At 73.3% G+C, this 17,601-nt stretch carries 16 protein-coding genes; 4 read left to right on the top strand and 12 right to left on the bottom strand.

The genetic code is table 11. From position 1 onward, the window contains the following. Positions 1 to 19 precede the first annotated feature (19 nt). From HHX35_RS10600 to HHX35_RS10565, 8 genes are read right to left on the bottom strand one after another with little or no spacing between them, the layout of a single operon-like run. Positions 20 to 385 carry a TadE/TadG family type IV pilus assembly protein gene (locus HHX35_RS10600; RefSeq protein WP_161627931.1) on the bottom strand — a complete coding sequence of 122 codons (366 nt, stop codon included), beginning with the start codon at positions 383 to 385 and terminating at the stop codon, positions 20 to 22. 20 nt (positions 386 to 405) lie between these two features. After that, positions 406 to 966 carry a TadE/TadG family type IV pilus assembly protein gene (locus tag HHX35_RS10595; RefSeq protein WP_310739000.1) on the bottom strand — a complete coding sequence of 187 codons (561 nt, stop codon included), beginning with the start codon at positions 964 to 966 and terminating at the stop codon, positions 406 to 408. Positions 967 to 977: 11 nt separating this feature from the next. Next, complete coding sequence (locus tag HHX35_RS10590; RefSeq protein WP_139573446.1) at positions 978 to 1,223, bottom strand: hypothetical protein; 246 nt, start codon at positions 1,221 to 1,223, stop codon at positions 978 to 980. Then, the gene (locus HHX35_RS10585; protein ID WP_182898669.1) at positions 1,223 to 2,257 is read right to left on the bottom strand and encodes a type II secretion system protein; all 1,035 of its coding nucleotides are present in this window, start codon (positions 2,255 to 2,257) and stop codon (positions 1,223 to 1,225) included. The genes HHX35_RS10590 and HHX35_RS10585 overlap by 1 nt, the downstream gene beginning before the upstream one ends. Next, the gene (locus tag HHX35_RS10580) at positions 2,254 to 3,189 is read right to left on the bottom strand and encodes a type II secretion system F family protein (protein ID WP_182898668.1); all 936 of its coding nucleotides are present in this window, start codon (positions 3,187 to 3,189) and stop codon (positions 2,254 to 2,256) included. Before HHX35_RS10580 ends, HHX35_RS10585 begins: the two co-directional genes overlap by 4 nt. Further along, the gene (locus HHX35_RS10575; protein ID WP_240808812.1) at positions 3,186 to 4,505 is read right to left on the bottom strand and encodes a CpaF family protein; all 1,320 of its coding nucleotides are present in this window, start codon (positions 4,503 to 4,505) and stop codon (positions 3,186 to 3,188) included. The genes HHX35_RS10580 and HHX35_RS10575 overlap by 4 nt, the downstream gene beginning before the upstream one ends. Then, on the bottom strand, positions 4,502 to 5,293 hold the full coding sequence (locus HHX35_RS10570) for a hypothetical protein (protein ID WP_182898667.1): 792 nt from the start codon (positions 5,291 to 5,293) through the stop codon (positions 4,502 to 4,504). The genes HHX35_RS10575 and HHX35_RS10570 overlap by 4 nt, the downstream gene beginning before the upstream one ends. Before the next feature lies 1 nt (position 5,294). Then, positions 5,295 to 5,978 (bottom strand): hypothetical protein, encoded by a 684-nt coding sequence (locus HHX35_RS10565; RefSeq protein WP_182898666.1) that lies wholly within the window; start codon positions 5,976 to 5,978, stop codon positions 5,295 to 5,297. Between the two features lie 507 nt (positions 5,979 to 6,485). Here HHX35_RS10565 and HHX35_RS10560 point away from each other — a divergent pair. Further along, entirely contained in the window at positions 6,486 to 11,246 is a 4,761-nt protein-coding gene (locus HHX35_RS10560; protein WP_182898665.1) for an FtsK/SpoIIIE domain-containing protein, read from the top strand. A gap of 97 nt (positions 11,247 to 11,343) precedes the next feature. Here HHX35_RS10560 and HHX35_RS10555 read toward each other — a convergent pair whose 3' ends face one another. Then, complete coding sequence (locus HHX35_RS10555) at positions 11,344 to 11,616, bottom strand: WXG100 family type VII secretion target (RefSeq protein WP_079320176.1); 273 nt, start codon at positions 11,614 to 11,616, stop codon at positions 11,344 to 11,346. Positions 11,617 to 11,750: 134 nt separating this feature from the next. Continuing rightward, complete coding sequence (locus HHX35_RS10550) at positions 11,751 to 13,307, bottom strand: FAD-dependent monooxygenase (protein ID WP_182898664.1); 1,557 nt, start codon at positions 13,305 to 13,307, stop codon at positions 11,751 to 11,753. Positions 13,308 to 13,464: 157 nt separating this feature from the next. Between HHX35_RS10550 and HHX35_RS10545 the strand changes: the two genes are divergently transcribed. Continuing rightward, the gene (locus HHX35_RS10545; protein WP_182898663.1) at positions 13,465 to 14,118 is read left to right on the top strand and encodes a TetR/AcrR family transcriptional regulator; all 654 of its coding nucleotides are present in this window, start codon (positions 13,465 to 13,467) and stop codon (positions 14,116 to 14,118) included. Positions 14,119 to 14,187: 69 nt separating this feature from the next. Continuing rightward, positions 14,188 to 14,625 (top strand): Rrf2 family transcriptional regulator, encoded by a 438-nt coding sequence (locus tag HHX35_RS10540; RefSeq protein ID WP_182898662.1) that lies wholly within the window; start codon positions 14,188 to 14,190, stop codon positions 14,623 to 14,625. Positions 14,626 to 14,721: 96 nt separating this feature from the next. Here the strand turns inward: HHX35_RS10540 and HHX35_RS10535 are convergent, their stop codons facing one another. Beyond that, on the bottom strand, positions 14,722 to 15,471 hold the full coding sequence (locus tag HHX35_RS10535) for an SDR family oxidoreductase (RefSeq protein ID WP_182898661.1): 750 nt from the start codon (positions 15,469 to 15,471) through the stop codon (positions 14,722 to 14,724). 172 nt (positions 15,472 to 15,643) lie between these two features. Between HHX35_RS10535 and eccB the strand changes: the two genes are divergently transcribed. Beyond that, on the top strand, positions 15,644 to 17,056 hold the full coding sequence (gene eccB, locus HHX35_RS10530) for a type VII secretion protein EccB (RefSeq protein WP_182898660.1): 1,413 nt from the start codon (positions 15,644 to 15,646) through the stop codon (positions 17,054 to 17,056). A 1-nt stretch (position 17,057) separates the two neighbouring features. Here eccB and HHX35_RS10525 read toward each other — a convergent pair whose 3' ends face one another. Beyond that, positions 17,058 to 17,600 carry a hypothetical protein gene (locus tag HHX35_RS10525; protein WP_205825607.1) on the bottom strand — a complete coding sequence of 181 codons (543 nt, stop codon included), beginning with the start codon at positions 17,598 to 17,600 and terminating at the stop codon, positions 17,058 to 17,060. Position 17,601: the final 1 nt, after the last annotated feature.

The raw sequence follows: 17,601 nt of genomic DNA, 5'->3' as shown, positions 1-17,601 counted from the left end.
CGACGCGGACGCTGCGGGGTCACTTGACCCTCCGATACCGTTCGAGCGGCACGACCGAGGTGCCCGACATCTGCTTGGCGGCGCCGAACCCGAGGAAGTCGAGGTTCAGCTCGCAGGTCACGGTCATCCGGACGAAGCCGTCCATCTTCCAATCGCTGCCGGACATGTCCACCTGTGGCGAGCAGTCGCCGGAGAGCGATGCCTCGGCGGCCTCCTTCGCGGCCGACTCGGCCTCCGCCTCGGTGCGCTGCACGGAGGCCGCCCGGGCGGCGTCCCGTGCGGCCCCGTTGACCTCTCCCTGGGCTTCCACGATCCGGCCCGCGCCGACGAGGAACAGCAGGAAGAGCAGGAACAGCGGGGCCAGCATGACCGTCTCGGCCGTCATCGAGCCCTGCTCCGACCGGGTCATTCGCAGCCGTCCGAGCCGTCGTCGGGGCGGAAGCACTCGATGGGCCCACCGAAGCGTGACGTGATCGTGAAGGTCATCGCGGGCAGCAGCGGCACCACCTGGACGGCGCTGCCGGTCACCTCCACGCCGCGCTGGTCGCCCTGCTCCCACGCCTGCGCCTGGGCGTTCTTCAGCAACTGCGGTCCGATCGCCTGCACGATCTGCCGCGCCTTGCCCTCGGCCGCCTCCTGCCAGCCGTCGGAGCCGCCCGCACGGGCGATCCGCGCGCCCTCCCGCGCGGCGGCGTCGGCGACCTGGCGTCCGTGGAACCAGAGCGTGACCTGGACGATCAGCAGCACGACGGCGAGCACGATCGGCATGAGCATGGCGAGCTCGATCACCGTGGCACCCCGCTCGCCACGCCCGCCCCGCCCACGTCGCCGGATTCGCCGAGCCCGCCCGCTGCGCTCGCCCGTCCCACCTCGCTCGCTGCGCTCGACCCGCTCACCCCGCCCGCTGCGCTCGACCCGCCCACCCCGCTCGCTGCGCGCGGCGGTCGGGGCGCGGGGGCCGGTCACGCCCTGCACCGTCACTCCCCGTTACCCCCGCCGCCGCCCGCGCCGCCGCCGGAGCCGCCGCCGCTGAAGCTGTTCTGGATGTCGGACTGCTTCTGCTCGACCAATTGCTTGATCAGCGTGGCCAGGCCGAGCGCGACTCCGGCGATGATGGCGGTGATGATCACCCATTCGACCGCGGAGGCTCCCCTGGACGGAGCGTTCCTGGCGCGGTCCAGCCGTACGTGGAGCACGGCGATCAGATAGTGGAACCAGAGCATCAGGCCCCCAACATCTTCATGGCTGCGGGAAAAGAGAGGAAGATCACGAACCCCGCGCACAGCAGGAGCTGCGCGACGAGCATCGACTGGGACCGCTCACCCGCCTTGCCCTCGACCTCCGCGAGTTCGCGGCGGCGGAGGGTGGCGGCGCGGGCCGTGAGGGAGGCGCGGACCTTGGCGCCGTCGTCGGCCACGAGCCCGAGCGCGGCCGACAGGTCCCGCAGCTCGTCCACGTTGATCTCGTCGCCGAGCCGGCCGAGGGCCTGCCAGGGGGTGATGCCGACGATCCGGGCGTTGGCCAGCGCCTCGCGGATGCGCTCCATCGCCCAGTTGGAGCCGGGGGCGGGACCCGCGCCGTCCGCGGCCCCGGCGATGACAGCGGAGGCGGCGCCGTTCGCAGGGCCGTTCGCAGCGCCGTTGACAGCACCGTTCAGCGCCCCGGGCGTGGTGACGGGACTGCCCACGGCGACCGCCATCATCAGCGCCTCGGGCACGCCCCTGCCGCCTGCGAGGTTCATCGACACGAGGTCGAGGAAGGCGCCCACGGCGTGCCGGAAGTCCCGGCGGCGTACGGCGGCGTCCCGCCGGATCTGCGCGTCGGGCAGCAGGAAGAAGATCACGCAGACGACGAGAGCCGACCAGAGCGGCACCTGCACCGAGACGCCCCATCCCATCAGCGAGAGCCAGCCGACGAGGAGCGGGAACGCCAGCAGGCCCGAAACCCCGAGCAGCAGCTTGGTCGCGAGGAACCCCTCGAACGACTTGCCGAGCAGCGCGAGGTCGGCCTTCGTCGACCGTGCCTCCCACCCGCGCGCCGCGTAGAACCGGGCGAGCCGCAGGCCGAGCATGCGGCGAAACTCGCTGACGTCCTCCTCGGGCGCGATCAGCGGCGCCAGCGGCACGCCCTTGCCGTCGCGGGCCTGGTCGAGCGCGGCGAGCCGGGCGGTAAGGCCGGGCCGGGGCGGGAACAGCGCCCGCACCAGCAGGAAGAGCCCGAGGCCGAGCACGGCTCCGCAGAGCACCGTCGCGATCACCTGATCACCTCCGCCGCCGGCGGCTGCGCCTGCGCGGCCACCGCGGACCGCGGGCGGTGGTAGGGGGCGAGGATCCTGGCCGGCTTGTCGAAGCGGGCGAGCCGCCGCATCCAGGCGAACCCCGCGCCGAACAGGCCCGCCACCACGACGAGCACGGCCTGGCCGAGCACGGAGTCGTACTCCTCGACGTAGGAGCGGTTGAAGACGACCAGCGCGGCGGCGAAGGCGAGGGCGGTGCCGACCACGATCTGCACGCTCTTGCGCGTGGACCTGCGCTCGGCCTCCACGCGCCGGCGCATGTCCAGCTCCTCACGCGCCGAGACCGCCAGGGCCGACAGCACGTCGCGCAGGCCCGGCCCGCGCAGCCGCGAGTTGAGGATCAGCGCCGCCACGACGAGGTCGGCCGAGGTGTCGTCCAGCTCGTCGGCGAACATCCGCAGCGCGTCGGCGAGCGGCATCCGCGTGTGCAGCCGGTCGACCAGGGCCCGCAGGTGTGGTTGCAGCATGGGGGCCGCGGCCCGGATCGAGGAGGGGATGGCCTGTTCGAGCCCGGCCGCCCCCGCGATCGTGTCGCGCAGCGACTCCGTCCACGCCGCCAGGCCCTCAAGGCGCCGCATGGCGGCCCGCTCCTCCGCCGCGCCGCCGGTGAAGCCCCGCCAGGCCAGGACCAGCAGCACGGCTCCCGCCGCGATGACCGGCCAGCCGGTCACCACCAGCACCACGACACCCGTCACGGCCGCGATCGCCGACCTCGTGGACAGGGCGCGCAGCAGGCGCATCCGCTCGGCCCGGCCGTCCGGCGTCGCCGGGCGGGGGCGCAGGCCGTAGACGGCCAGGGCGAGCAGGAAGAGCCCGCCACCCGCCGCGGCCCCGGCCAGCAGCACCAGGGGGTCGAGGACACCGGGAGGCAGCGCGGGCAGCAGGCCGCTCATCGCCACGCTCCCCGCGCCGGGTCGTATCCGTGGGCGGCCAGCTCGTCGGCGCAGGAGATCGGGGCGTGCGGCACCAGGTAGTCGCCGGCCATGGCGAACACCTCCGAGGACAGCACCCGTCCGTCGCAGCCCGTGACCTCCCGCACGCTGGACACGTAGCGCCGCAGGGTGCCTCCCCGGTGGTAGTCGTTGCGCTTCTCGATGAACACCACGAAGTCGATGGCCCCGGCGATGAGCATGTGGGTGGCCTCGATCGGCAGCCGTTCCACGGCCTGCAGCGCGTAGGTCGCGATGCGGTTGAACACCTCCATGCTGGAGTTGGCGTGGATCGTCGACAGCGACCCGTCGTTGCCCTGGGTCATCGCGTTGAGCATCGTGACGATCTCGTCGCCCAGCACCTCGCCGACGATCACGCGCGAGGGGTTCATGCGCAGCGACCGCCGCACCAGCTCGGCCATCGTGATCTCGCCCTGCCCCTCGGCGTTGGGCAGGCGGTGCTCGAAGGCCACCGCGTTCGGGTGCAGCTCGGGGAACTGGTCCAGTCCCAGCTCCAACGCCCGCTCCACCGTGATCAACCGCTCGTGCGGCGGGATCTCGTTGGCCAGCGCCCGCAGCAGCGTCGTCTTCCCCGCGTTCGTCGATCCCGCGATCATGATGTTCTTGCGCGCGGCCACGGCGGCGGTGAGGAATCGGCCCAGCTCGGGGGTGAGCGTGCCGTTCCCGACGAGGTCGCTGAGGAACACCTTGCCGAGGCGGGCGCGGCGGATCGACAGCGCCGGCCGCACGGTGACGTCCATGACGGCCGACAGCCGGGAGCCGTCCGGCAGGCGCAGGTCGAGCTGCGGGTTGGCGGTGTCGAACGGCCGCGACGACAGGCCGGAGTACGCCGCCAGGATCTGGATCAGCTCGATGAGCTCCTCGTCGGTCTCCGCGACGGGATCGTGCATGAGCTCCTGGCCGTCGGCGTAGCCGACGAAGACCCGGTCGCAGCCGTTGATGTCGATGTTCTCGACCTCGGGGTCGTCGAGCAGCGGCTGGAGGCGACCGACGCCGAACAGCGCGGCGTGGATGCCCGCCGCCAGCGCCTCCTCCTCCTCGGCCGTGGGCGGAGTGCGCCCGACGCCGATCTCACTGCGCGCGTGCTCCTCCAGCACCTGCGCGATCAGCGCCCGGGCGAACTGCCGCTCGTCCTCCCCCGACATCGGCGGCACGCCGCTCGCCTGGTCGAGCCGCCGCTGGTGCGCCAGCCGGTCGCCGACCTCCTGCCGGAACCGCTTCACCAGGCCGTGGTCGATAGGCCGCCGCTGGGAGTTCACGACCGCACCTCCGGCTCCCTCTTCGCCCACCTGGCGGCGGGCGGTGCCGCCGTCTCGCCGCCCGCGGCCAGCTGCGTGGCCAGGCGCGTGGCCAGTTCCCTGGCCGTACGGATCAGGAGGCTGCGGTCGAGCCGCCCGCCCCACTGGCCGCGCAGCAGTTCGGCGCCCTTCGGGTCGTAGGCGAGACCGCCGACGAAGGCGACGTCCCAGCCGGAGACGATGCGCCGGATCTCCTCCAGCGACGACCGGTACGACCGGGGGTCGGCGATCACCACGATCCCGACCTTCCGCCCGATCAGCGACAGCCGTTCGCGCAGGTGGGCGACGTGGTCGAGGCTGGCCCTGGTGAACAGCACCACCTGGTCGGCCTCGGCCACCAGGTCGCCGATCTGGGGATGCAGCCCGAGCCTGCCGCAGTCGGCGAGCACGTCGGCCTGCGGCAGGGCGGCGAACGCCCGGCCGAGCGGGCCCCACAGCCAGGTGAGGCCGGTCGCCTGCTCGCCGTTGGTCAGGCCGGCCAGCACGTCGAGGCCGCCGACGAGTCGCTGCGTGTGCTCGTAGATCAGCTCCGCGTGGAGCCCGCGCCGCGCGACCGCGCCAAGGCTGAGCAGGCCGCGCCCGGGGTTCAGCACGCTCCCGTCGTCGCCCGGCAGCCGGTAGGCGAGGTCGCCGCCGGAGGGATCGCACTCGGCCAGCAGCACGGGACGGGGCCACACGGCGCCGAGGGCGGTCGCCGCGGTGGTCACGCCGGGCGCCCCCTTGTCGGCGGCGAGCACGATCAGCGCCACGTCACTTGACCCCCGGGAGCGTGACGAGGGCGATCTCCCCGCTGGAGGCGTACTGGGCGATGGTGGGCGCGATCGACGTGTCGACGACGATCGTGACCAGCCCGCCCCCGGACCGCCCGGACGACGCGCTCTCGACGCGGGCGGCGGTCGCCAGCACCTTCTGCTGGGCGCTGCCCGACCCCCGGCCCGCCGACGGCACGTAGATCACCTGGACGATGTCGCTCCATTTGAGGTCGCTGGGCATCTGGCCGGCCTTGAGCGACAGGCCCACCTTGGCCTTGCCCGGCCCGACCTGGTCGGTCGTCGTGGCGGTCATGCGCTGGGTGAGCAGCGTGCCCGGCAGCAGCGTCACCGCGGCGTACGTCGTGGCCACCTGGTCCTTGAACCGCCAGGGGACGTAGTCGACGCCGGTGTCGGCGATCTGCACCTCCTGCATCGCGGACTGCGGGATCAGCTGCCCGGCCCCCACCTGCTGGGTGATCTGCACGGCCGAGACGCGGTCGCCGCTGCGCATGACCAGCAGCGTGGTGGCCAGCGCGCCTCCCAGGATGAGGAGGACGGCGAGCGCGGCGAGCGCGGGCTTGCGCTCCCTCGGCGGAACGGGCAGCCTGCGTGCGGCCGGCCCGGACAGGCCCGGCCGTGCGGGCGCCCGGCCGTCCTGCGACGTCTTCTCGCTGATCCTCATGGGTGGGGGACTCCCAGGGATGAGAGCGCCCATCTGTTTTCGGGCCGCTCGAATCTGTTTACGGTCTTGCCGTTTGTTGCGAATTCACTCCATTATGGCCAGCTCGCGCCGCCATAAGTGCCGTGAAGCGGCGACCCATGCTTATCCGTTAGGAATACGCCTGTCAACGGGAGTGGATCTATCGCCATATCAACACAAGGCTTTACTGACACGAAATTTCGTGATAGTACGTTTGCACTTCTTTCCCGGTTGTCACACTATTCACACTGTTCGCGCCATGGCGGACGGCAGGCATACACGGGAGGCATGTCACGACGGTGTCGCACGAAGCGCGCGATGACAGGCATCTTTACCTGTTCCGGGAAACGCCCAGATGAGCGCGGGAGTCGCGGCTAGCGTGTCCCCGCGGGCCGCGCGGCCCGCACACCCGGAGATCTTCACGGGGACGCCCCGGGATGAAACGCTTTCCGCGAGGCCGCCGCACAACCGCCTTCTGGGAGTTCGCGCATGCGGATAACGCTCACCGTGGTCGGCGAGGACGGCCGCCGCGACGTGCTGGTCGAGGGCGACGAGAGCACCACGGTCGCCGCCCTCGCCGCCGCGCTCGACGGCGGCGCCGCCGCCCGCCCGGCCAACGTCGTACGGCTCCCGCACGCCCGCGCGCCGTACGACCTGGACCGGGGGGACCGGCAGGCCCGGCCGTCCGGCGAGGTGAAGCTGTGGGTCGACGGCCGGCCCGTCGACCCGGACGCGCCCGTGTTCGGCCTGCTCAGGGATGGCGACCTGGTGGCCGTGGACGGCCACGCCGCAGGGGCGACGGTGACCGAGGAGCCCGGCGGGCCGGCGGAGCTGCGCGTCGTGGGCGGCCCCGGCGCGGGGGCCGTCCATCGCATCGGGCTCGGCGCGCACACGATCGGCGCCGACCCCGCGTGCGCGATCTCCGTACCCGACCCGAGGATGCCGCCGGTCGCGCTGATGGTGCGGCTGGCCCCCGGCACGGCCACCGTGGAGCCGGCGACCCCCGGGGGCGAGCCGGTGGCCCGGCTTGCGGGCGAGCCGCTCACGGAGGCGGCGCCGTGGCCGGCCGGGGCCATGCTCACCTGCGGCGGCTCGGTGTTCGCTCTGGGGCCGGTCCTGCCGCCGGACGCCCACCTCGACGCGCTGCCGGACGGCGGGCTCGCCTACAACCGCCCGCCCCGCCTCCAACGGCCGGAGCGGCAGCGGCGGTTCACCGTCCCCGCGGAGCCGAAGCGGGGCGAGGGGATGCGGCTGCAGTTGCTGGCCGCGCTGCTGCCCGCCGTGCTCGGCGTGGTCATGGCCGCCGTCACCCACACGTGGTACTACCTGCTGATCGCGTTCATGACGCCGCTGATCATGATCGGCCAGTGGGTGAGCGACCGCAGGCACGGCAGGAAGAAGCACCGCCGGGCGGTCAAGGCGTACCGCGAGCGGATGGCCGCCTTCGAGGAGGAGGTGGCCCGCGCGGTGCGGCAGGACGAGGAGGCCAGGCGCGGCGGCGCGCCCGACCCGGCCGAGGTGCTGCTCACCGCGACCGGGCCGCGCCGCCGGCTGTGGGAGCGCCGCGTGCACGACCGCGACGCGTTGCGGCTGCGCCTGGGGCTGGCCGACCTGCCCGCCGACCTGGAGTTCGAGCCCGAGAGCGGCACGCCCCAGGACGCGCCCCGCCGGGAGCCGCCCCCCTGCCACGACGTCCCGGTCGCGCTGGTCATGCGGCGTCTCGGCGTGGCCGGGCTCACCGGTCCCAGAGACGTCGCGCTCGGCTGCGCCCGCTGGCTCGTCGGCCAGGCCGCCGCCCTGCACAGCCCGCGCGACCTGGCCGTCGTCGTGCTGTCCGCCAACGCCGACGGCGCCGGGCAGTGGGGCTGGGTGCGCTGGCTGCCGCACTGCGCGCCCGACGCCGCCGCCCGTGGCGGCGCCCTGTCGTCCGACTGCGCCGCGCTCGTCGGCGCCGACCCCGAGGCCGCCGCGCGCCGGGTCGCCGAACTCGCCGCCCTGGTGACCGAGCGGCTCGACGCCGAGAACGGCTCGGGGCCCTACCCCGGCGTGCCGCGCGGCACCCGCCTGTCCGGCGGCCCGGCCGGCTGGGACGACCTGGGGCGCGCGAGCGGCAACCGGCCCGCCGAGCCGGCCTTCGCGGCCTACGACGAGCGGCCGTTCGACGTGCTCGTCGTGCTCGACGGCGCGCAGGTGCTGCGCGGCCTGCCCGGCATGCCGCAGGTGCTGCGGCAGGGCCCGCGCGCCGGGGTCTACACGATCGCGATCGACGACGACGAGCGGCTGCTGCCCGAGGAGTGCGCGACGGTCGTGTCCTGCGACCGCGAGGGCGGGGTGCGCCTCCACGGCGGCGGGCTCGACCCGATCACCGGCATCCGCGCCGACCAGGTCTCGCCGTCCTGGGCCGAACGCCTGGCCCGCGCGCTGGCCCCGCTGCGCGACGTGAGCCGCGACGACCCCTCGGCCGCCCTGCCCGACGCGGTCCGCCTGCTCGACCTGCTGGAGGTGTCCCTCGACCCCGCCGCGCTCGCCGAGCGGCAGGGCCGTACGACCCGGGCCCTGATCGGCGTGGGACCGGAAGGCCCGTTCGAGGTCGACCTGAGCAGGGACGGGCCGCACGCCCTGGTCGCGGGCACGACCGGCGCGGGCAAGTCGGAGCTGCTCCAGACGTTGATCTGCTCGCTCGCGGTGGCCAACCGGCCCGACGAGATGACGTTCGTGCTCATCGACTACAAGGGCGGCGCGGCCTTCAAGGAGTGCGTACGGCTCCCGCACACGGTCGGCATGGTGAGCGACCTCGACGGCCACCTGACCCAGCGGGCCCTGTCGTCGCTGGCCGCCGAGATCCGGCGCAGGGAACGCCTGCTGCTGGACGCGGGGGCCAAGGACATCGAGGACTACCAGCGGGCGCGCGGCGCCACCTGGGTGCTCGGCGCGGGCGGCGTCCGGCGGGCGCGCGGCGGCGGAATCTTCGCCGCGCCGGTGCCGGAGACCGCCGGGAGCAAGGACCTGCCGCCGCTGCCCCGGCTCGTGCTGATCATCGACGAGTTCGCCGCCCTGGTCGCGGAGCTGCCCGACTTCGTCGAGGGGCTGGTCGACATCGCGCGCAGGGGCCGCTCGCTCGGCATCCACCTGATCCTCGCCACCCAGCGGCCCGGCGGTGTGGTGACCGCCGACATCCAGGCGAACACCTCGCTCAGGATCGCGCTGCGCGTCACCGACGCCAACGAGTCGGCCGACGTCATCGACGTGCCGGACGCCGCCCACATCTCGCGGACGACGCCCGGCCGCTGCTATGTGCGGGCCGGCTCCGGAGCGCCCGTGGCGGTGCAGACGGCCAGGATCGGCGGCCGCACACCACATCCGCGGAGTGCGGGGGCGGCCGACGCGGGGGAGGACGTGCGCGTCCTCGATCTGCCCTGGCAGGCGCTCGGCCACCCGCTGCCCGCCCCGCCCGCCCAGGCGGCGAGCGGCACCGACCTGGCCCTGCTCGTGGACGCGCTGCGGGAGGCCGGGAGCGACATGCCCCGGCAGCCGAGCCCGTGGCTGCCGCCGCTGCCCGACCAGGTCGTCCTCGACGTCGGGGCCGCGGACTCCTCCGGCGGCCTGCTCGCGGGCGCCGCGCCCTACCGGCCGGGGGCCGAGGATGTGCCGCCGCTGCCGTTCGGCGTGACGGACCTGCCCTGGAAGCAGGGCCGGCGCCCGCTCACGCTCGACCCGCGGCACGGCGGCCACCTGCTGATCGCGGGCGGCGCGCGCAGCGGCCGGTCCAGCGCGCTGCGGACGATCGCGGGCTCGATCGCGGCCGGTGCCTCCCCCGAGGACGTGCACGTCCACGCCGTCGACTGCGGGTCGGGCGCGCTGCTGCCGCTGGTCGCGCTGCCGCACTGCGGGGCGGTCGTCACCCGCGACCAGCTCGACCGGGTGGAGCGCCTGCTGACCCGCCTGCGCGCGGAGGTCGGGCGCCGTCAGCACCTGCTGGCCGAGGCCGGGTACGCCTCGCTGGCCGAGGCGCGCGCCGCCGCCCGGTCGCGGGCCGCCCGCGACCGCACGGGCGTGGGCGCGCTGCCCTGGCTGGTCCTGCTCGTGGACCGCTGGGAGGGGTACGTCGCCGCGTTCGAGAACTACGACTACGGGCGGCTGGTCGACGCCATGCTGCAACTGCTGAGGGAGGGGCCGGCCGTGGGGCTGCGGGCCGTGGTCACCTCCGACCGGTCGGGCCTGCTCGGGCAGATCTCCACCGTCTTCGAGGACCGGCTCGTGCTGCGGCTCGCCGACCCCGCCGACTACGGGCTCGCCGGGCTGCCGATGCGCGACCTGCCGAGCACCATGCCCCCGGGCAGGGCCCTGGCCGTCGGCGAGCACGGCCTGGCGGAGAGCCAGATCGCGCTGCTGTGCGACGACCCCTCCGGCCCCGCGCAGGTGGCCGTCCTGCAGGAGCTCGCCCGTACGGCGGCGGCACGATTCGGCGGCTCGGACACCCTCGGGAAGTGGGCCTGGCCGTCGGAGCCGCCGCTGCGGGTGGACGCGCTGCCGATGCGGATCACGGCGAGCCAGGCGCTCGACCTGGCGCCGTCGCACCGGCCGCCGTCGGCCCTGTGGGCGCTGCTCGGCGCGGGCGGCGACGCCCTCACCCCGATGGGCGTGGACCTGCAGGGCCAGGGACCGGCCGCCGTCGTCGCGGGGCCGCCGCGCTCGGGACGGTCGTCCGCGCTGGTCACGGCGGCGCGCTCGCTGCTCGACCGGGGCACGCCCGTGCTCGTCGTGACCCCGCGACGCAGCCCGCTGCGCGACCTCGCCGGGGCGCCGGGGGTGCTCGCCGTGCTGGACGGCAACGCCAGAAGCGTGACCGGGGGCGGCGCGGACGACTTCGGCGGCCTGCCGGGCGCCCTCGACCCGCTCGCTCTGGTCGCCGGGCACGAGCGCTACGTGGTGGCCGTGGACGACGCGGAGCTCATCTCCCCCGACTCCGCGCTCGGCCTGGCCCTGGACGAGATCCTGCGCACCGGGCGGGACGGCGAGCACGGCCTGCTCATCGCGGGGGCCACGGGCGACCTGGCGACGGCCTACCGAGGGTTCGCCGCCGAGGCGCGCAAGGGCAGGACCGGCCTGCTGCTCAACGTGCAGAGCCCCGCCGACGGGGACCTGTTCGCCGTACGGCTGCCGCGCGGCGCCGTCGGCGGGCCTCCCGGGCGGGGCCTGCTGGTCGTCTCGGGCGCCGCGACCCCGATCCAGGCCGCGGTGCCGGACTGAGCCCCGGGGCCTCGACCGAGCCGCCGGTGACATGAGGAGGCCGCCGGACCGCCATGGCACTCATGACGGCCGGCGGCCGGCGGTTTGCGGGTGCCGGTCAGCGGGTGGCGGACTCGATGTTGCCGCGGTAGGTCGTGATGACCCGGGAGGCCTCGTTGAGCTCTTCCGCCATGCGCTGGAACGCCGCCCGGTAGCTCTGCCAGGCGTCGTGGAAGCGCTGCGCGCCGGGGCCGGTCCAGGCGGTGCCGACCTTGGCCGCCTCACGGTCGAGGTTGGCCATCGTGGCGCGAACCTGGTCCGCCTGCTGGCTGAACTGCGCGGCCATGCTCTGCATCTCCGCGGGGTCGCCGCCGAGCAAGCTGTTACCCATTCAGTCACTCCTTCATCGACAAAGGGGCCGCCCTCACCGTAAATCGTTTGTCAATCTTGTGAACCCCTTATGCCGAGCGGCTATATCGAAGCCCGGGAGAATCTGGCTTTTCCGCCACTCCATTCCCCTTTTTCCTAACGCCCGGAAAGCCCACCGAACCATCGCTGTACGGCGGCCCGAAGCGCTTCGATCTCCGTGGGATCCGGTTCGGGTGATGCGGATGCCCAGGCCACGTAGCAGTCCGGGCGAAGGAGCAGTGCGGTGGGCGCCGGGACCTGGGGGCGCGCGGTGACGATATCGACGTAGTCGTGCCGCAGGTCGAGCGTCCGCGCCAGCGACGCTCGTTCGGTCAGGTCGAGCAGAAGGGGGCGTGCGGTTCTGGTCAGCTCGGCCAGCCGGACCGGCCCGGCCGGGGTGTGCAGTTCCATGTCCGGCGCGAACCGGCCGATCAGCGGATGCGCGTCGGGTTCGCCCATGTCATAGCGGACGTCGGCGCCCGCGATGAGTTCGGCGAGGCGCTGCACGGTGCTCTGGTCGCGGAGCAGCTCGGTGAACAGTTCGCGCAGTCCGGTGACGTCGCCGCCGGGGGCTATCAGGGCCGACTGCGCCCGCGCGTTCAGGATCATGCGGTGGGCGGCGGGTCGCCGCTCGGCCTCGTAGCTGTTCAGCAGTCCGGGCGGGGCGCTGCCGCGGATCACCGCGGCGAGTTTCCAGCCGAGGTTGACCGCGTCCTGCAGGCCGAGGTTGAGCCCGGGTCCTCCCCCGGTGGCGGCGTACACGTGCGCGGCATCACCGATCAGGAACACCCGGCCGTCGGCGAACCGGTCGGCGACCCGGGTGTTACCGCCGGTCAGCCGGCGCAGCACGTGCGGCCCTGGGCCATCGGGCGCACCCAGTGGCACGTCGACGCCGAGCACGCGGCGGATGCTCGCCCGCAGCGCTTCAAGGTTCATCGGGGCGTCGGTCGTGGGCAGGTCCCACTCTGTGGTGCTGACCAGCGGCGGGTGACCGGGCATCGGTGCGTAGGAGAACCCGCCGTGCTCCGTGCGGTGGGGCAGGAACGGCAGAACAGCGCCGTAGCCGGGCACGTGCAGCGCGCCGGTCGCGGGATCGACCCAGTCCGCCGGAAGCTTCACGTGCGCTGAGCAGACGGTCATCCGGTCATAGGTGACGCCAGGAAACCCGATGCCGGAGAGCTTGCGGGTGGCGCTGTGTGCTCCGTCCGCGCCGACGAGGTATCGGGCCCGCAACCGGTATGCCCCGCCGGGGTGCGCGACATCGACGGTGACCGCGTCCTCGTCCTGGGACACGCCGACGACCTCGTGCTCCCGCCGGATTTCCACGCCCAGTTCGATGGCGCGCTCCTGCAGGACCTGCACAATGCGTCGCTGCGGCACCGGCAGGGCGTAAACGGGGCTGTCCTCCAGCAGGCTCAGGTCCAGGCCCAGCGCGCCGAACATGAAGTACGCGGAGTTCGGCTGCGGCGGTGCCGGGTTGTCGCTGAGACGTTCGTGCAGCCCCCGGCGGTCGAGCATTCTCACGACCTGGCCGAGCAATCCGTTCGCTTTCGGTTCCTCGCTCATCTCCGGCAGCCGCTCCAGCACCACCGGCCGAACCCCTGCCAGGCTCAGCTCGCAGGCCAGCATCAGCCCGTTCGGGCCGCCGCCGGCGATGACGACATCTGTGATCACGTCTTCTCCCTTGCTCACGCGGACGAGAGCAGGGCGGATGGAGCGCCGAAGCGCGCCTGGGCCGCTGGGACATCCTCCCTGCCGGGAGGCAGACTAGGAAGAAAAGTTGCGTACGCGCAAGTTTGCGCCCACGCATCAATTCTGGAACGCTGGGACGGTGGAGACGAGACCGACCGGGTTGCGCGAGCAGAAGAAGCAGGCCACGCGAGAGGCATTGCGCGCGGCGGCACTGCGGCTGGCTCTAGAGCGCGGGCCGGACAACGTGCGCGTGGACGACATCGCCGAGGCCGCCGGCGTCTCCCCCAGGACCTACAACAACTACTTCTCCAGCCGGGAGCAGGCGATCGTGGCCGCCGTCACCGGCGAACGGGAAGCACGGGTCGCGGCCGCCGTGGCCGAGCGGCCCGCCGACGTCGGCCTCGCCGAGGCGGTCGTCGAGGCGATCGTGGACCAGTACACCGACCCCGGCCAACCCGGTTGCGACGCGCTCCTGCTGATCACCACCCGCCCCGCGCTGCGCGACGAGTTCGTCGACGCCGCCGCCGCGATCGAACATCCCCTCAGCGACGCGATCGCCCGACGCCTCGGCCTCACAGGCGGGCACACCGCCCGCGTGCTCGCGGCGAGCGTGGCCGCCGCAGTTCGCCTCGCTCTCCGAGAATGGCTGCAAACGACCGCCGCATCCTCCACGGCCAGCGGGCTCGTCCTGCCGTCCGGCTCCCTGCCGGACCTGCTGCGCGCCACGCTCGCACCGCTCACGCCCGCACTCGACGCCGCCGAGAGACAAGCAGGCCGCCGCCCGCCGCAGTGAACCGTGCGACAGACCGGCCTCCAGCGGCGCTGTAACCTTGTGAGTTACACAGAGGAGACGGACGAGCGGATGAGTGCGAACAGCAGGCTGACGGTCGCGGTGCACGTGCTGACGTGGATGGTGCTCGACCGCCGGGAGGGGCACGAAGTGGCCACCTCCGAACGCATCGCGGGCAGCGTCAACACGAACCCGGTCGTGATCCGGCGATGCCTGGGCGACCTGCGGAAGGCGGGCCTGGTGGAGGCCAGACGGGGCACCGGAGCGGGCTGGGTCGTCACGCGCGACCCCGAGTCGATCACGTTGCTGGACGTGTACGAGGCCCTGGACGAGGGCGGCCTCTTCGGCATGCACAACGCGCAGCCGAACCAGTCGTGTCCGGTCGGCTTCGGAATCCAGCCGACGCTGCGGCAGGTGTACGACGGCCTGGAAGACGCCATGAGGAAGCAACTGGCGGGCACCACCATCGCCGACGTGCTGCGGGACGTGCTGGCGCGGCAGAGGGAGTAGGCGGCGGGCGACGAGCCCGGCGCCCTTCCCCACCACCCGGGGGGTGAGGGCGGGTGGAGGAGCCCGGCCGGCTCGCGCCAGGAGCGGGAGACCGGCTCAGACCTGGTTCATGCCGCCGTCGGCGTAGAGCTCGGCGCCGTTGGTGAAGCTGCTCTGGTCCGAGGCCAGGAAGAGCACCGCGCTCGCGACCTCCTCCGGCCGCCCCATGCGGCCCAGCGGCACCTGGCTCGCCAGGACGCCCTTGAGCTGTCCCGCCTGCTCCTCGTCCGGAGCCAGACCGGTGATTCCAGGGGTGTCGATCGGCCCGGGGACGATGACGTTGACCCGGATGCCACGCCCTTTGAGCTCGTTGGCCCACGTCCGGGCGAAGGACCGGATGGCGGCCTTGGTCGCGCCGTACACGCCGAACGCCTCGGCTCCGGTCGTCGCGGCCGTGGAACCCGGCAAGATCACCGAAGCGCCTTCATTGAGAAGCGGCAGCGCCTTCTGGACGGTGAAGAACAGACCGCGGACGTTGACGGCGAAGGTCCGGTCGAAGTGCTCCTCTGTGACCTCCTCCAGCCGGGCGAACTCACCGCCCCCCGCGTTGGCGAACAGCACGTCGATCCGGCGGCCGTGCCGGGCGACGGCCGCGTAGAACCGGTCGAGGTCGGCGAGGTCCGCCACGTCCCCCTGAATCCCGACGACGTTCGAGCCGATCTCCTCGACGGCGCTGTCGAGTTCCGGCTTACGGCGGCCGGTGATGTACACCTGTGCGCCCTCGGCCGCGAAGCGCTTGGCGGTCGCGAGGCCGATGCCCGTGGTGCCGCCGGTGACGATCGCGACCTTGCCCGAGAGCTGACCCATGTCGATCCTCCGTCGATTCCGAGCGATGTAACTATTAGTGTTACAACAGTGGCTGTAACCGTACAAGTTTCAACGACCTACGTCAAAGCGGGACCGCCGGGACACTGTGGAGATCACAGAGACGCCGCCGGATCAATATGCTGGCTCCCATGCCCTCGGACAGGGAGGTGACGTGCAGACCCGGAAGGACCTCTACCAGGCATACCGGCTGATGCAGCAGCGTCTGGGCCAGGCCCTGCTGCAGGGTGAGCCGGACGTCGCGGAGACGCCGATGCGGCGGCACACCCTGGCCACGTTCTGCGGGGTCCTGCTGTCGGTGCTCCTGCTCGCCGTCTTCGGCATCTGGGGTGTGATCAAACCGGGCGGCGCCACCAAGCTCACCGAGCCCGGCCAGCTGCTCGTCGAGCAGGACACCGGCGCGACCTACGTCTACAGCCAGCAGGAGCGCGTGCTGCTTCCCGTGGCGAACTACGTCTCCGCCCGGCTGCTGCTCGACACCGCCGACGTGACGGTGCGCGACGTCTCCGCCGCCTCGCTGGCCGCGCTGCCGCGCGGGCCGCTCGTCGGCATCCCCGGCGCGCCCGACTCGTTGCCGGCCAAGGACAAGCTGGTGCACGGACCGTGGTCGGTGTGCGTGGTGGACGGCCCCGACGCCACCGGGGCGCCGCGGCCGTACGTCACCTTGGTGGGCGGCGTGGACGTCGGCGGCAAGCCGCTCGGCGGCGGCGCCATGGTCGTGGACGACGGCCGGCAGAAGTGGGTCATCTGGGGCGACCGGCGGATGCGGGCGAGCTCCAGCGTGGTGAGCGCCCTGAACGCCCAGCCCAGGAAGGTGCCCGCGACCTGGCTCAACGCCATCCCCGAAGGCACCGACTTCAGCGGCCCGAAGGTGGGGCACCTCGGCAGGAAGGTCCGGGGGCCCGACGGCACGGTCACGGCGGCGATCGGGCAGGTCTTCACCGTGCCCGGCATCGGGGGCGCCCCCGCCCGCTGGTACGTCCTGCTGTCCGACGGCCTCGCGCCGATCACCCTCACCCAGGCCACGCTCCTGCTGGCCGACCCGGCCATCAAGGCGGCGTACGGCAGGCGCCCCCCGCGGGCCGTCCCGATCGACGCGGCCACGGCCAACGCCTCACTCTCCAAGCAGAGCGTGGTGGGCGGCGGGATGCCCGAGACGATGCCCACGGTGACCTCCCCCGCCTCCACAACACCGCTGTGCGCGGTCTACTCCGGCACCCGCGGCGGCTCGACACGGGCGACCCTGACCGTCGGCTCCTCGATCGCGATCCCCACGCCCAGGACCCCGGGCGGCCAGGAGACCTTCGACCAGGTGCTGCTCCCGCCGGGTATGGCGGCGGTCGCCGGTCTGCTGCCGGGCGAGGGGCAGCTGGGGTCGATCACGAACTACTTCCTGGTGACGGACCAGGGCCGCAGGTTCGCCGTCGCCTCGGCCGACCTGCTGCCGAAGCTCGGCTACGACGCCTCCGACGCCACGCCGGTGCCCGCACACCTGCTGCATCTCATCCCGGAGGGCCCGGCGCTCGACCCGGCCGCCGCCCGCGTGCCGGTGCCGCTCGGCAAGTAGGTCAGCCGTTGAGACGGCGGAAGTCGTCCAGATTCTGCTGGTAGAAGGCGATGTCCTCGGCCAGCCGGTCGCGCAGGAAGCAGTCGGGCTCCGCCTCGCGGGCGGCCAGCCCCGCCTCGGTCCAGAACGCTTCGGCGGGCACCTCGTCCTCGCCGGGCGGGATGAACTTGAGCGCCTCCCCAAGCGCGTCCCTGGCCGCCTCCCAGCCGCTCACCACCCGCTGGAAGAGCCTCTCGTCCCCCGGCTCCTCGGTGTATTCGAGGTCGTCGGCGAGCGCGCGGCGCGCGTACCCCGCACCGGCGAGCCGCCACTGACCGGGGTCGATGAGCTCGGACAGGCCGACGCCGAACCGCTCCCCCTCGTCCCTGGCCTCCGCCTCGCTCGCGTACGGCACGAGCAGCTCGACCCCGCCGGACCGGACCGTCCACGCCTCGGGCCCCTCGACCGGCGGCTCCTCGCGTGCGGCCTCGTCCACGGTGAGCGCGAGATACAGCCGGGCCTCCGCGAGCGTCCGCGCGTACGGAATCGACACTGCCTGCTCCATT

Origin of the sequence: Microbispora sp. H10830, assembly GCF_014161375.1 — a bacterium.
Classification (GTDB): Bacteria; Actinomycetota; Actinomycetes; order Streptosporangiales; family Streptosporangiaceae; genus Microbispora; species Microbispora catharanthi.
The sequence above is the reverse complement of the archived record's forward strand: the minus strand, read 5'-3'. Positions and strand labels throughout refer to the sequence as shown.